Source organism: Terribacillus sp. DMT04, assembly GCF_019056395.1.
GTDB lineage: Bacteria > Bacillota > Bacilli > Bacillales > Amphibacillaceae > Terribacillus > Terribacillus aidingensis_A.
Map to the genome: position 1 here is coordinate 2,477,914 of NZ_CP077639.1, position 14,687 is coordinate 2,492,600.

A 14,687-nucleotide genomic window follows, 5' to 3' on the forward strand; every position below is an offset into this window, starting at 1 on the left:
GCTTCACCCTTCCGCTTTAAGTTCCAATACAAGATCACGAAGCTCGGCGGCACGTTCGAAGTTGAGATCGCGCGCAGCCTGTTTCATCTCTTGCTCCATATCGGCAATAACTTTCTCTTTTTCTTTTTTCGTCAGCTTCGTCAAATCCGGCGTATCCTTATTCGGTGCGCCGCTCTCTTCAGACGTAATAGTTGCTTTAATTACATCCCGCACTTCTTTTCGGATTGTCTGCGGCGTGATGCCGTGTTCTTTGTTATATGCTATTTGAATTTCACGACGGCGGGTTGTCTCGTCAATTGCTTTCTGCATGCTGTCTGTAATTCGATTTGCATACATAATGACATGACCGTTTTCGTTACGCGCTGCACGACCCATAATCTGAATGAGAGAACGTTCAGAACGTAAGAACCCTTCTTTATCTGCATCCAGAATAGATACTAAGGACACCTCTGGTATATCCAGTCCTTCTCGAAGCAAGTTAATTCCAACAAGCACGTCATACTTGCCGACTCGTAAGTCACGAATAACTTCGATACGTTCCAATGTTTTAATTTCTGAATGAAGATAAGCAACTTTAATCCCAATATCCTTCAGATAGTCAGTTAAGTCCTCTGACATTTTCTTCGTAAGTGTTGTAATTAAGACACGTTCATTCTTTTCTGTACGTTTATAAATTTCACTAATAAGATCATCAATCTGACCTTCAATTGGCCGAATATCTATTTCTGGATCAAGCAATCCTGTCGGACGGATAATCTGCTCGACCATCTCAGGTGTATGCTCGATTTCATATGGTCCCGGTGTTGCCGATACGTACACAAGCTGTTCGGTCTTCTTCTCAAATTCCGGGAATGTCAGCGGACGGTTATCCATTGCTGACGGCAGACGGAAGCCATGGTCCACAAGCACTTTCTTTCTGGCTTGGTCACCATTAAACATTCCCCTGATTTGCGGCAGCGTAACATGAGACTCATCAACTACTACAACGAAATCGTCTGGGAAGAAGTCCAGTAATGTGTACGGCGTTGCTCCCGCTTCACGGAAAGTAAGATGACGGGAATAGTTCTCGATACCAGAACAAAAGCCCATCTCGCGCATCATTTCCAAGTCATAGTTTGTACGCTGTTCTAAGCGCTGTGCTTCGAGCAATTTGCCTTGCTCATTGAATACAGCAAGCTGTTCTTTGAGTTCTTCCTCGATATTGCTAATCGCTTTTTTCAAGTTCTCCTCACGCGTTACGAAGTGGGAAGCCGGGAAGATGGCAACATGTTCGCGGTCGCCGATTATCTCGCCTGTCAGCGCATCTACTTCCCGAATGCGATCGATTTCATCACCAAAGAACTCAAAACGAATGCAATGTTCTTCTTTCGAAGCGGGAATAACCTCGACAGAATCTCCACGTACGCGGAATGTACCACGCTGGAAGTCAATGTCGTTTCTTGCATACTGGATATCAACAAGGTTGCGGAGCAGTTCATCCCGGTCTTTCTCCATCCCGACACGAACAGAAAGAACTTGGCTCTTATATTCCTCCGGGGAACCTAAACCATAGATGCAGGATACACTTGCTACAATCAGCACATCATTCCGCTCGAAAAGAGAAGATGTGGCGGAGTGGCGCAGTTTATCAATCTCATCATTGATGCTGGCATCTTTCTCGATGAATGTATCTGTCTGCGGTACATAAGCTTCCGGCTGGTAGTAGTCATAATAACTTACAAAATACTCTACAGCATTGTTCGGAAAGAATTCTTTAAACTCACTGTACAGCTGTCCTGCTAGTGTTTTGTTATGGGCTATTACAAGTGTCGGACGGTTTATTTCCTTCACCATATTCGAAATCGTGAACGTTTTACCAGTACCTGTCGCTCCAAGCAATGTTTGGTGGCGCTTTTGCTGGTGAATACCATCGACTAAGTGATCAATTGCCCGCGGCTGATCGCCTTGCGGGCTATATTTGGATACTAACTCAAACGTTTCATTTTCCTTCAACGCCAATTTCCTCCGTTCTTCTAATTACTCATATGATAGCATAAAATATATAAAAATACGAACAAACATTCGTTTAAAATTCTGTATACCTGCTAGTATAGATGTTTACCTAATCTCCGAAACATAAACACAGCAGATAGCAAAAAGCCGTCAAAAATGACGGCTTTATCTATTAGTTAGCAGTTTGGTCGTATTGGTTGACCTCAAACAGATCAATCAAATCAACTTTCGGGTTTTTATCCGTGAACCAGCGAAGGGCAAAATCATTCTTGAACAATGCCAAGTATTCCCCTTCACGATCCTGCGCGAGCAAACTGCGCTCGTCGAACAGGCGTTCATCCACTTGCTCAGCTTTCAGCCAGCGCGGGATGCGTTCCCCCATGGATTCCAATACTACTTCTACATTATACTCGTTTTTCATTCGATATTCGAATACTTCGTACTGCAGCTCCCCAACTGCGCCAAGGATGAAGCTGTCATCACGTTTTCCGCGGAACAACTGAATCGCTCCTTCTTGCACAAGCTGCTCAATTCCTTTTCTAAATTGTTTTGCTTTCATCACGTTTTTCGCTGTTACCTTTTTAAATACTTCCGGCGGGAACTGCGGCAGCTCATCGAATTCAAAGTTCGCTTTACCTTCTACCAGTGTATCTCCGATTCGGTAAATGTTCGGATCATATATCCCGATAATATCTCCAGCAAAAGCTTCTTCCACTGTATCACGGGAAGAAGCAACGAATTGCTGTGACTGCGAAAGTTTAATCGGTTTTGTAGAACGTGCAAGCTGGACGCTCATGCCTCGTTCGAACTTCCCTGAGCAAACGCGCAGAAAAGCAATCCGGTCACGGTGGGCCGGGTTCATATTTGCTTGAATCTTGAAAATAAATCCTGAGAATTCTTCTTTATCCGGTGATACAACTCCGTCTGTTGTGCGGCGGCCTCCTGGAGAAGGTGCCATGCTGACAAATGTGTCAAAGAAAGTCTGCACGCCGAATGGCGCTAGGGCGCTGCCAAAGAATACAGGTGTCTGTTCCCCTGCAAGTACACGGTCGAGAGAGAATTGATCGCCAGCTTCTTCTAGTAATTCCAGCTCTCCCTTTGTGTCTTCAAAGGCAGATTGATTAGTCAAATCAGCATAAGCCGGGTCATCCAGTTCGTCATACGGAATATACGTTTCTTCTTCATTCCCGTTAAAGCGGACAAATTGTTCGTTATGACGGTCGAAGATACCTAGGAAACGTTTGCCCATACCTGCTGGCCAGTTCATTGGATATGTCTCGATATCTAGTACTTGTTCAATCTCTTCCAAAAGCTCTAATGGCTCTCGGCCTTCACGGTCCAGTTTATTGATGAAAGTGAAAATTGGAATACCGCGCATACGACAAACTTTAAACAGCTTCAGCGTTTGTGCTTCGATACCCTTTGTAGCATCAATAATCATAACAACACTATCCACTGCTGTTAATGTTCGGTATGTGTCTTCACTGAAATCTTCGTGTCCCGGTGTATCCAGGATATTCACTTGATAATCTTTATACGGGAAGTTCATTACAGACGATGTAACGGAAATTCCACGCTGTTTCTCGATTTCCATCCAGTCGGATGTTGCGAACTTACCAGATTTCTTTCCTTTAACAGTACCCGCCGAACGAATAAGGTTACCAAAGACGAGCAGCTTCTCAGTCAGTGTCGTCTTCCCGGCATCCGGGTGGGATATAATTGCGAAAGTCTTACGTTTTTGTACTTCTTCATTTATTTTCATCGGTTCATTACCTGCCGTTCTGTTAGCATTCGTAGAGCGTGTCTATCAACGTGGGCGTTTTTTATCACACTGCGTTAAACCTTCTTTCCGCTCAAAAATCAGTCTTTCTCTACTATACCTAATATTAGTTGCTTTAGGCAATATCTTCTCTTAGATGGTTTTTTATTGACCCGCACAATGAAAACGCTTTACTATAATACTAATAAGATTTTCAACACAATTCGATTTATCCTGAGGAGAGACAATCATGCTAAAAAAACTATTCGGTAAAAATGTTACGGAAGAAAGTTTTGTAAGCCCTGTCACTGGCAAAGTCGTTCCGTTGGAAGAAGTTCCTGATCCTGTATTTGCGGAAAGAATGATGGGCGACGGTGTAGCGATTGAACCGTCCGATGACACCATCGTCAGTCCCATTGACGCAGAAGTCATCCAAGTCTTCGAAACAAAGCATGCCATTGGCTTGAAAACTGAAATGGGCTTAGAGCTGCTTGTGCATGTCGGACTTGATACTGTTAACTTAAAAGGAGAAGGCTTCGAAACATTTGTCAAAGCCGGAGATAAAGTTTCTGCCGGAGACAAACTAGTTCGTTTTGAAAAGCCAGTAATCGAAGCAAAAGCAAAAAGCAGCATCACACCAGTCATTGTTACAAACTTTGAAGAAAGTAATGTCACCCTAGAAGCACTCTTCCCTGAGCAAGCCATCGCAGGTGAAACGCAGATTTTCCAAGTGAAAAAGAAGTGAGTTTAAGACGGCAGTTATACGCTGCCGTTTTTTATTATGCCTGGTTGGGGAAGGCTATTGTCATATCTGTTATAATGATAGGATAATGAATTTTTTAGACTGGAGACTGGGCTTTTATGCAATCTTATTTTCTCGATAAACAAGATATCATCAAAGTGACAGGTGATCGTTTCTACCGCAGAGGGTTGGACTATGCCAACAAAGGCCGTGTACAGGGGCTTAGCTTTACACCTTCCATCAATCAGTGGAAGGCTGTTGTTCGTGGCACGGAAAACTATCCTGTACGGATCTTTTTCTTTGAGGACGATGACCTTGATGGTGTTTGTTCTTGTCCGGCATATCACACCCACTACACGTGCAAGCATATCGCCGCTGTCTTAATCGCAATCAGTAAAAACCGTTTTGACAGCAACGGTTATACGATAACGGAAGATACATCTGCCCCTGCAGCAGCTCAGCAGACAGATTTCACGGATCGGCTCGTACAAACCTTTGCTTCCTCGGATGAACGCCTGCCATCGAAACAGCCGGAAACATTAAAGCTGGAGTATAAAGTAGAACAGCGCTTTTTGCAGACAAATGGCAATACGGTGCTGGAGGTGGAGCTCAAAGCTGGAACTTCCCGTACGTATATCGTCCGTCTGGCAGAGGATTTTCTCCGGAGTGTGCTGCACCATACGCGCTATCAGCTGACACCAAGCTTTGCTTTTGATCCGAATGTACATATTGTCTCACCAGAAGACAGACACATACTGGGACAATTACTGGAGGCTTGTGAAAACAGTTTTATCCATGAGTTCGGAGCGTCTTCCCTTCAGTCGGAAAAACGCGCGGTTAAACTGACACCTTCTTTGGCCAAAGATTTGCTGCCCGAGCTTGCGGAAGCTGGTGCATCTCTTCATCTTCTCCATACAGATGCGATGCGTGCATTTCATGTGAGCAGCCAGCCGGCGCGTTTGGATTTTTACTTATCAACAGACGAACAAGAAATGCTGCAATTTGGTGTCCAAGATATCGCCGCTTATGAATACATGAAAAACTATCATTATCTCGTTAAAGATGATGTGCTTTACCCGGTTCCGCCTGAGCAGCGTGAACTAATCAAAGAACTGTTCTCCATCCTGCCTTATCGGCATGATACGCCGCAGACGGTTGCCGATAAAAACGTGAATCAATTTGTATCCCAAGTCGTTGGGAAGCTCGAACAAATTGGTCATGTACATATCGCTGAAACAGTCCGCAGCAAAGTAGAACTGGCGCCTCTTACAGCAAAGGTGTACTTGGATGAAACAGATGATGTGCTGCATGCCAGTGTCGCTTTCCATTATGGGGAGCATGTGATTCAACCGGGACAGAAGCAGACAAATCTTCCGGTTATCAAACGGCAGTCTGCTCAGGAAGATGCTGTTCTGCAGCATCTTCACACATCCGGCTTCCGTTTTTCCAAAGGTCGCTTTCACTTGCTTAACATGGAGTATATTTATCAATTCCTTCATGAGCACTTGCCTGCTTTACAGCAAGTAGCGGAAGTGTATATATCTGACCGAGTACAGGTGATGAAGGCAGACGACCAGCATGAAGTGTCTTCTTCTGTTCGCTTGCAGCAGGAAAAAGGTATGCTGGAAATCAGCTTTGATATAAACGGTATATCCGAAACGCATATTAGCAATGTTTTGCAAGCAATGATTGAGAAGAAAAAATATTACCGCATCCCTGACGGCGCCTTACTCGATTTGCAACAGGATTCGATGGAAAACTTCCAAGACTTTCTGGAGCAGCTGCAAATACGGAAAAGTCAGCTGGATAAGCAGCATATTTTTGTCCCAGTGGCACAGAGCATGCAAGTCGAAGAGGCACTTCAAGGAGCCGAAATGGAAGCTGCCTTTCAAACACTTATAGAACGGCTTCGCAACCCGGAGCAAATCGATTTCGACCTGCCAGCCGGGCTGAACGCTGAATTGCGTGACTATCAGCTGACAGGCTTCAAATGGATGAAGACACTCGCTTATTATGGCCTTGGCGGTATTCTTGCTGATGATATGGGTCTTGGGAAGACATTGCAGACGATTACTTATCTCACATCTGAACGTGAAAACAATCCTGCATCCCGTCCATCGCTGATTATTGTGCCTTCTTCCCTGCTTTATAACTGGCAGAAAGAATTCGAGAAATTTGCACCTCATATGCGCACATTGGTGATTTCCGGATCAGTAACAGAACGGCAAAGTCAGCTTGCTCACATGACGGATTATGATATTGTCATTACTTCTTATCCCTTATTGCGTGTGGATCATCATGTGTATGCAGGGCAGTTGTTTGACAGCTTAGTGTTAGATGAAGCGCAAGCAATTAAAAACCATAATACGCAAACGGCGAAAGCGGTCGGACTTATCCAGGCTGGCAAACGATTTGCTTTGAGCGGAACACCGATTGAAAACAGATTGGATGAGCTTTGGTCCATTTTCCATACAATATCACCAGGGTTGTTCCGCAGCCGCAAAACGTTCACAGAATTTGAACCAGAGAAGATTGCACAAATTACTCGCCCGTTCATTTTGAGACGAGTAAAAACTGACGTGCTCCATGAACTGCCAGAAAAGATTGAAACAACAACATATTCGGATTTGACACAAGAACAAAAAGAAATTTACGTTGGCTATCTCGAACGAATACGACGTAAAATTGACCAGACAATTGCTGAAAAAGGCTTTGACCGAGGTAAATTGGAGATACTCGCTGGACTGACCAGGCTGCGGCAGATCTGCTGTCACCCGTCGCTATTTATTGAAAACTATACAGGGCAATCCGGTAAACTGGAACAGCTACTGGAAGTTATTCGCGAACTGAAGCAAAATAACAAACGCTTCCTCATCTTCTCGCAATTTGCCAGCATGCTGCAAATTATCCGGGAAGCACTGGATGATACCGACGTCTTTTATCTGGACGGCAGCACCCCTTCCAAAGAAAGAATGCAGATGGCAGAAGCTTTCAACGAAGGAGAAAACGATGGCTTCCTGATTAGTTTGAAAGCCGGAGGCACCGGCTTGAATTTGACTGGAGCAGATACTGTTATACTCTTTGACCTGTGGTGGAATCCTGCAGTTGAAGAACAAGCAGCGGGGCGTGCTCACCGAATTGGACAGAAAAATGTCGTGCAAGTTATTCGCCTGCTAACCCGGGGAACAATCGAGGAACGAATTTTCGAACTGCAGCAGCGCAAACGCGCATTAGTAGATCAGATTATTCAACCCGGCGAAACAATGCTGAACACTTTAACAGAAGAAGAAATACGCAGCCTGCTATCCATGCAGGAATAGCACAAAAGGAGCAAGCCAAATCGGCTTGCTCTTTTTATGGTCCGCTCCAAATTATTCGGATAACAATAGGATAAAGGATGGTAACAGCTAGAAGAAGTAGGTTTCCTGCTATCCCCGTAACCCGCAGCTTGTTTTTCTCTGCGAATAAACCAAGTAAAAGTCCAATTAATGGGAAAACATAAACAATATAAATAAGGAGCGAATCGACAATATGCAATCCCCTAAGCCACAGAACGATAGCGGCAGAACACAAAAGTAAAATAAAAACCGACGCTATTCCAAACACTTTCCTCATATAATTTTCCCAACTTTCAGAATACAAACCAGGATTAAGTATCTTTATTTACGAGATAGAGGAATAACGAGTTTCATAATTCTGCCAAAACTAAAACCACTTATCCTTGATAAGATAAGTGGTTCAACTCAGCTGCTAATTGGTGCAGCTTGCTTATGCTGTTCTTGTACAAAGATAATGCCCAATTCATGTGGTTCACCTTCGTACATGGCGCGTTGTTTGATTCGTATTTCGCCTTGCTCGTCGCGAATCTCCATTTTGCAATATTGGCTGTTTGATTGAATTGCTTCATAAAAGGAACGTTCTGTCGCGATGCGGATGCCGTTCACTTTTTCAATTCGTTCACCAGGAAGCAGGCCAAGTCTGTCAGCCGGACTATCTGGTATAACAGCTAACACAAACATGCCTTCGCTGCTTTCCGTGTAATAAAAAGCTCGTTTCCGATCTTTGTTTCGGAAGTAAAGTGTAATAGCTTCTCTGCCGATAAGTGCTGCAACAAACGCAGCAATAGATAAGTAGTACATGTAAATGCCGGCAGCACTTAATGCGAGTGTAAACAAAGCTAATATGAAGATTGCCTTTCCTTGCTGGCGTGCTTCGACAAAAGCTGGACGCCCTTTCGCAATACCATTTATGCCTGTGAGCAATGGTACGAGCAGCAAGCCGTAGCTTGTTCCGTTCAGATGGAAGAATGGCCACCAAGGCGCAAACGGTTCAATTGCACCGGCAGGAACGAGCAGAAAGAACGGAATGAACAGCAGCTTACGAAAGCGATGCTGGCCAATCCAGCGGCCGCGCGGTCCTCTTACGAGTTCTGGCAGTGTATCTTCCCGTTTGGTTCGTAACAGCAAAACTGCTTCCGCTAGCATGATAATGCTCATAATGAGTGCAAAACTAATCCAATTTAATCCTGCAATATCCTCTGCCCAGCCTGCCGGCAAATAATCGCTAGCGTATGGCGCGGCACCTACAGCAAGCAGAAAACTGAATCCAAATATGTAAGCTGCCGACAGCCATGTGAATTGCAGCAGTATTGTAAGCACAATGGTCACAACGCTTACGAGCAGCATAACAGGCGGCGCAATCACAATTCCAGCTCCGATACTCACTGCTGTGAGCAAGATAGCAAAAATGACGGAGAGAGGCCAAGTACCTGTCCATTCTTTACGGAATCCAAACACCTTTGTACCGAAGTTGATACGCTCTTTACGGATTCTGCGACTTGATACAATTAGCGTTATCAGTATTGCCCAATAAAGCAGCGGATTCAAAAAGAAGTTCCCGACCCCATACAGAAGTTCGGTTAACCAATCATTCACCATTATGTGTCTCTCCCTATAACCATCTCATATGTATACTATCTATTTTAACATGCTACGCAGTGTTTTCCTATGTACAACAGAAAAAGCCTCCCATATTGGAAGGCTTCCTCTTATTCCGCGAACAGTTCTTGCAACGCTTTGTCCATTTGGTTATCATGTTTGCCATCGCGTACTTGCTCGATGATTTTCGTTTGCAGCAGATCTGCTGTTTCCTGGTTCACTTCTCCTGTAGCTTGAAGGTTCTGATCCTGTTGGAACTGCTTGACTGCTGTTTCTGTCTTTTCGTTAAAGAAGCCATCTTTCCGGCTTGGATCGTAGCCTATACCATCCAGCATGATCTGCAAGTTCTTAATCTTGTCATTATTATCATTGAATTTTAATGTCTCATTGTCGTCTAACTGAATTGGTGAACTATAGAAGTATTCCGGCTGCTCCACTTTCACTGTCGGCTTGATACCTTTTTCATGAATCCAATCGCCGTTCGGTGTCAGCCACTTGTACAACGTCAGCTTCAACATTGATTCGTTCTCTAAAGGCACTGTCTGCTGCACCGTACCTTTACCGAATGAAGTCTTGCCGATCAGTTCATAGCCACCAGCCTGATTCATTGCACCAGCTAGAATTTCCGATGCAGACGCACTGCCTTCATCAATAAGCACATTAATTGGATAGTCTTTCTTCTTATCTAGTTCTGTATAAAACTTTTGTGTCTTGCCATCTTTATTTTCAATCTGTAAATACGGCTTCTCACTTGGCACAAAGTTTTTCAGTATTTCTTCCACCGTTGTCAAAATGCCGCCTGGATTACCACGTACATCAATAATTAGTCCATCAATGTTATCGGCCTCCAGCTTTTTCAAAGCTGTCTCAAATTCACCAGCTGTGTTCTCTGAGAAGGAAGTAATCTCAATAATACCAGCTGTTTGACCATTTAATTCCTTTGTATCCGTATAAACAGTCTCGACTGGTATTTCATCGCGTGTTACATCAATTTGCAACTCTTCGGATACCCCAGGGCGTTTTACCGATAGCGTAACAGTTGTCCCCTTTTCACCGCGAATCTTGCCAACAGCTTCCTGTAAATCCAGTCCTTGCAGAGAATCACCGTCTACTTCAAGCACTTGATCATTCGGCCGCAAGCCTGCATCTTCTGCCGGTGAATCTTTAATTGGCGCTACAATTGTCACATTGTCCTCGACCATGCTTACCTCAGCACCGATACCTTCAAACGAAGACTCCAGCTGCTGATTCAGCTGCGTAGAAGATGCTTCATCCAGGAAAGAACTATAAGGATCGTTCAGTGTTTCGAGCATTCCTTTAATAGCTCCATTCTGCAGCTGCTGCGCATCTGGCTTAGCCAGTGCATTATCTTTAATGAGCTCATAAGCATTCTCCACTTCAGAAAGGTTCCCCGAATCCTGTGAAGCCGACTGTAAGCCCGCCTCGTCACCTGCATATGATGTATAGGCATAGCTGCCTCCTGCCCCAACAACCAATGCCACGATAATCGCAATGATAAATGTTGCTTTTTTTATCTGCACGTTCGCCTCTCACCCTTTCCTCACTTGTCCCATCCGTTACTCCTACTACTATGCTGCTCTCCCTCTATCTTATCACTAAAAGAGAAAGATGATGTGAAAAAGGCACCTCCGTATTGGAGAATGCCTTTTTTAATTGCTTATTAGAAAAACTTCATTGGGTCAACTGCGTTACTTTTCGCACCGTTCCAAGAACCATCTACATGAATTTCGAAGTGCAGGTGAGAACCTGTAGATACGCCACTGTTACCCATTTTCGCGATTTCCTGTCCGCGAGAAACACTCTCCCCAACAGATACTTCACGCTTACTCAAATGTCCATAAAGTGTACCATATGCACGGCCATTGATAGAATGTTCTACGATAATCACATTTCCGTACCCGTTCATTTCACCGCTGTAGGATACACGACCACTTGCAGCTGCATGAACGGGTGTTCCAATTGCGTTAGCGATATCAACACCGTAATGGAACGTTCCCCAGCGAGGTCCGAATCCAGATGATTTACTTCCAGATGCTGGCCAAGAGAAGATACCAGCTTGTGCTGACTTCACCGCGGAAGTATTTGCAGAACTGCTCTCTGTTGCTGATTTGGAAGTAGATGCTTTAGAGCTTGAAGAGCTTTCTGTGCTCTCGGCAGCTTTTTGTGCTGCAGCTTTAGCTTCTGCCGCAGCTTTTTTCTCTGCTTCTAAATCAGATTTTTGAGATTGTGCATCTTCTTTTGCTACACGAAGGGCTTCAGCTTGGTTTCTTACAAGCTCCTCTTGCTCTTCAGCAGACAAAATTTGATCCTCAAGCTCTGCATATTCATCTTCAAGCTGCTGCTTCAAGTCTTCTTGTTCTGCTGCTTGAGATTTTAGATCCTTTTTAATAGATACTAGTTTATCTTTTTGATCTTGCAAGTTTTGCTTTTCATCTTCGCGTTCTTGCTTCTGAGTTTCGAGCTTTTGCTTAGCTTCTAGATAACCGTTCAATAGTTCTTTGTCAGAATCCATGATCGTTGTAACAGCATTCAAACGGTTGATCATGTCGCCAAAGTTTTTAGAACCCATCAATACTTGCAAGTACTGTACGTCGCCGCCGTTTTGCTGCAGGCTGACAAGGCGGTCAGATAGTTTATCCTCACGCTTATCGATATCTTTTTCTGTATCAACGATTTCACCAGAAATTTTTTCGATCTTTTGGTTTGTCTCGTCGATTTCTGTTTCTTTATCATCTAATGCATTTTCATTTTTATCAATCTTGTTATTCAAATTGTCCAGTTCTGCTCTTAAGTTATCTTGCTCAGCCTGGTTATCAGCTTGTTTAGATTCTGCACTGTCGATCTGGCTTTGCAATTCACTTTGCTTACTGTTAGTCTCCTGCTGCTTCTCTGTTAATTCATTAATCTCACTCTGCAGTTCAGAAGAGGATTTTGCGGACGTTTGAATCGGAGTATGTAGGATTGCTCCTGCAGCTAATACAGCTACAAGAACAGGTTTGATTGTCTTCTTCATTCTTCTCTCATTCCCTTTCCTTCTAAATAAGCTTCGTATAGTAGTTGATTTAGACTTTAAGAAATTTACGGACACTCATAACGCTGCCCCAGACTCCAATTACTGCGCCAATTGCCAGCAGTAATCCAGAGAGCTGGAAAGCGAATGGTGCATAAGGGAGTATTTCTACAAAACCTATGTCTATATTATTTGAAACATTGTTTGACAAGTAATAATAGCCGCCGAGCACTAAAGCAATCGGTATAATCGCACCAAGTACGCCTAGCATTAACCCTTCAATGAAGAACGGCCAGCGAATAAACGAGTTTGTTGCTCCAACCAGCTTCATGATGCCGATTTCTCTGCTTCTGGCGATGATAGTGATTTTAATGGTGTTTGAGATCAAGAAGATAGCTGTAAACACCAATCCAACGATTAATACCCCACCGATAATGCGGGAGTACTTACTTACAGTAAAGAGATTGTTTACCGTTGATTCACCGTAATCTACTTTCTCCACGCCCTCCAGTTTGCTGACTTCATCAGCTACTGAAGTGATATCCCGTGGATTGGACGTTTTCACAACATACGTATCACTTAACGGGTTATCCTGTTCGAACAAATCCCATTCTGTTTGCCCCATATCTTCCATCAGCTGGTTTAGCTGTTCTTCTTTTGAGGAATACGTTACTGTACCAACTTTATCTACTGATTCCAGCTTTTCTTGAAATGCTTCTACTTGATCTTTTTCAAGCGTTGGCTCGAGGTATACACTCATCTCAACGTCTGATTCTACATTGGAAGCGAAATTATTCAAGTTGAAAACAAGAGCTAAGAATACGCCAACTAAAATGAGCGTCACCGTTACCGCTCCAATAGAAGCAATGGTCATCCAGCCGTTACGGAATATGTTCTTGGATCCTTCACGCAGATGGCGTTTTGCAGTGTTAAGCTTCATATCCGTAATCACCTCCTGCTTCATCACGGACAATACGGCCGTTTTCCAGGGCGATGACACGTTTCTTGATTGTGTTTACAATCTCTTGGCTGTGTGTAGCCATGATGATTGTTGTGCCTGTCTGATTGATATCTTCTAATATTTTCATGATTCCCCATGATGTATCAGGATCTAAGTTACCTGTCGGCTCATCAGCAATCACGACTTTAGGCTTGTTTGCAATGGCCCGGGCAATTGCAACACGCTGCTGTTCTCCTCCAGAAAGTTCATCTGGAATCGATCTAGCTTTATGCTTAATTCCGACAAGATCCAGCACTTCCATGACACGGTCCCGAATCAACTTAGGAGACTCTTCTATTACTTCAAGCGCAAAAGCGACATTTTCATAGACTGTTAGTTTTGGCAGCAACTTAAAATCTTGGTATACGACGCCGATCTTTCTTCTGATCTGCGGTATTTGACGTTCTTTATATGTGCTTAAATCAATATTATCTATTTTCACAGTTCCTGTGTTCGGCTTTTCTCCACGGAAGATCATTTTGACGAATGTGGATTTACCAGCTCCACTTGGGCCAACTAGGTACACAAATTCCCCACTATCGATATGCACGTTGACTCCATTCAGCGCAGATACGCCATTGGCATAATCTTTATGCACATCTTTCATATCTATCATGTTTAACTCACCTTTTTTATTATTTCATAATCTGCTAAGTATCAGTTGTTTTATGTCGAACATTGTTGAAAGCAATCGAACTAGCTCTCAAACCCAAAACTATTATAACATCTTCTTTCTATTTTTTTAGACATAATAATATTACATTTGTGTTTCAATATATGACAATAGGCTCGCTTTTTGAAACAATTGATGCAGTTTTCTGTCGTTTCCACTTGTTCCCATAGCTGGATACACAACAAAATACCCATACAGCCGTCTGTATGGGTATTTGCACGATTGCTCTTATTGCTGTTTTAGCAGCCAGTCGGCGATTTTCTCTGCCTCTTCTCCTTCAGCTTGCCCGGCAGGCATGCCGCCCTTGCCGTTTTCCATAATATCGACCAGTTCTTCTTGGGTATAATCAGAACCAAGGTTATCCAACGCTGGGCCACCATTTCCGCCGCTCAAGTCTTGGCCGTGACACATAGCGCAGTTGTTTTCAAACGCTTCTGCAGGAGTCTCTGCCTCCTCGCTGCCACCGCAAGCGGTTAAGAGAAGGAGAATTAGCAGGCTGCTACTAACTATTACCTGTTTTTTCAAGAGAATCGCATCCTTTTCTGTAAGGTGG

10 protein-coding genes are annotated in these 14,687 nt (G+C 43.8%); 2 read left to right on the forward strand and 8 right to left on the reverse strand.

The window, feature by feature from the left end; all coding sequences use genetic code 11:
- Positions 1–3: 3 nt before the first annotated feature.
- Positions 4–1,992, reverse strand: coding sequence for an excinuclease ABC subunit UvrB (gene uvrB / locus KS242_RS13120; RefSeq protein ID WP_217321739.1), 1,989 nt, complete (start codon positions 1,990–1,992; stop codon positions 4–6).
- Positions 1,993–2,164: 172 nt separating this feature from the next.
- Positions 2,165–3,754, reverse strand: coding sequence for a peptide chain release factor 3 (locus KS242_RS13125; RefSeq protein WP_217321740.1), 1,590 nt, complete (start codon positions 3,752–3,754; stop codon positions 2,165–2,167).
- 247 nt (positions 3,755–4,001) lie between these two features.
- Between KS242_RS13125 and KS242_RS13130 the strand changes: the two genes are divergently transcribed.
- Positions 4,002–4,496 carry a PTS sugar transporter subunit IIA gene (locus tag KS242_RS13130; protein WP_217321741.1) on the forward strand — a complete coding sequence of 165 codons (495 nt, stop codon included), beginning with the start codon at positions 4,002–4,004 and terminating at the stop codon, positions 4,494–4,496.
- A gap of 116 nt (positions 4,497–4,612) precedes the next feature.
- The gene (locus KS242_RS13135) at positions 4,613–7,813 is read left to right on the forward strand and encodes a DEAD/DEAH box helicase (RefSeq protein ID WP_217321742.1); all 3,201 of its coding nucleotides are present in this window, start codon (positions 4,613–4,615) and stop codon (positions 7,811–7,813) included.
- Positions 7,814–8,236: 423 nt separating this feature from the next.
- Here the strand turns inward: KS242_RS13135 and KS242_RS13140 are convergent, their stop codons facing one another.
- From KS242_RS13140 to KS242_RS13165, 6 genes are all read right to left on the reverse strand, one after another.
- On the reverse strand, positions 8,237–9,430 hold the full coding sequence (locus KS242_RS13140) for a PDZ domain-containing protein (protein WP_217321743.1): 1,194 nt from the start codon (positions 9,428–9,430) through the stop codon (positions 8,237–8,239).
- A gap of 110 nt (positions 9,431–9,540) precedes the next feature.
- Positions 9,541–10,965 carry a S41 family peptidase gene (locus KS242_RS13145; protein ID WP_217324157.1) on the reverse strand — a complete coding sequence of 475 codons (1,425 nt, stop codon included), beginning with the start codon at positions 10,963–10,965 and terminating at the stop codon, positions 9,541–9,543.
- A 146-nt stretch (positions 10,966–11,111) separates the two neighbouring features.
- A complete protein-coding gene (locus KS242_RS13150; protein WP_217321744.1) occupies positions 11,112–12,464 on the reverse strand; it encodes a murein hydrolase activator EnvC family protein in 1,353 nt (450 codons plus the stop codon).
- Between the two features lie 49 nt (positions 12,465–12,513).
- On the reverse strand, positions 12,514–13,401 hold the full coding sequence (gene ftsX, locus KS242_RS13155) for a permease-like cell division protein FtsX (protein ID WP_217321745.1): 888 nt from the start codon (positions 13,399–13,401) through the stop codon (positions 12,514–12,516).
- Positions 13,391–14,077: a cell division ATP-binding protein FtsE gene (gene ftsE, locus KS242_RS13160; protein WP_217321746.1), complete on the reverse strand. Its 687-nt coding sequence runs from the start codon at positions 14,075–14,077 to the stop codon at positions 13,391–13,393. Before ftsE ends, ftsX begins: the two co-directional genes overlap by 11 nt.
- A 285-nt stretch (positions 14,078–14,362) precedes the next feature.
- Entirely contained in the window at positions 14,363–14,659 is a 297-nt protein-coding gene (locus KS242_RS13165) for a c-type cytochrome (RefSeq protein ID WP_217321747.1), read from the reverse strand.
- Between the last annotated feature and the right edge of the window lie 28 nt (positions 14,660–14,687).

What these genes read in the sequence shown, in the direction of transcription:
- ftsE (WP_217321746.1), bottom strand. Translation starts at nt 14,077, where the DNA reads ATGATAGATATGAAAGATGTGCATAAAGATTATGCCAATGGCGTATCT.
- KS242_RS13150 (WP_217321744.1), bottom strand. Translation starts at nt 12,464, where the DNA reads ATGAAGAAGACAATCAAACCTGTTCTTGTAGCTGTATTAGCTGCAGGA.
- ftsX (WP_217321745.1), bottom strand. Translation starts at nt 13,401, where the DNA reads ATGAAGCTTAACACTGCAAAACGCCATCTGCGTGAAGGATCCAAGAAC.
- KS242_RS13125 (WP_217321740.1), bottom strand. Translation starts at nt 3,754, where the DNA reads ATGAAAATAAATGAAGAAGTACAAAAACGTAAGACTTTCGCAATTATA.
- KS242_RS13135 (WP_217321742.1), top strand. Translation starts at nt 4,613, where the DNA reads ATGCAATCTTATTTTCTCGATAAACAAGATATCATCAAAGTGACAGGT.
- KS242_RS13130 (WP_217321741.1), top strand. Translation starts at nt 4,002, where the DNA reads ATGCTAAAAAAACTATTCGGTAAAAATGTTACGGAAGAAAGTTTTGTA.
- KS242_RS13140 (WP_217321743.1), bottom strand. Translation starts at nt 9,430, where the DNA reads ATGGTGAATGATTGGTTAACCGAACTTCTGTATGGGGTCGGGAACTTC.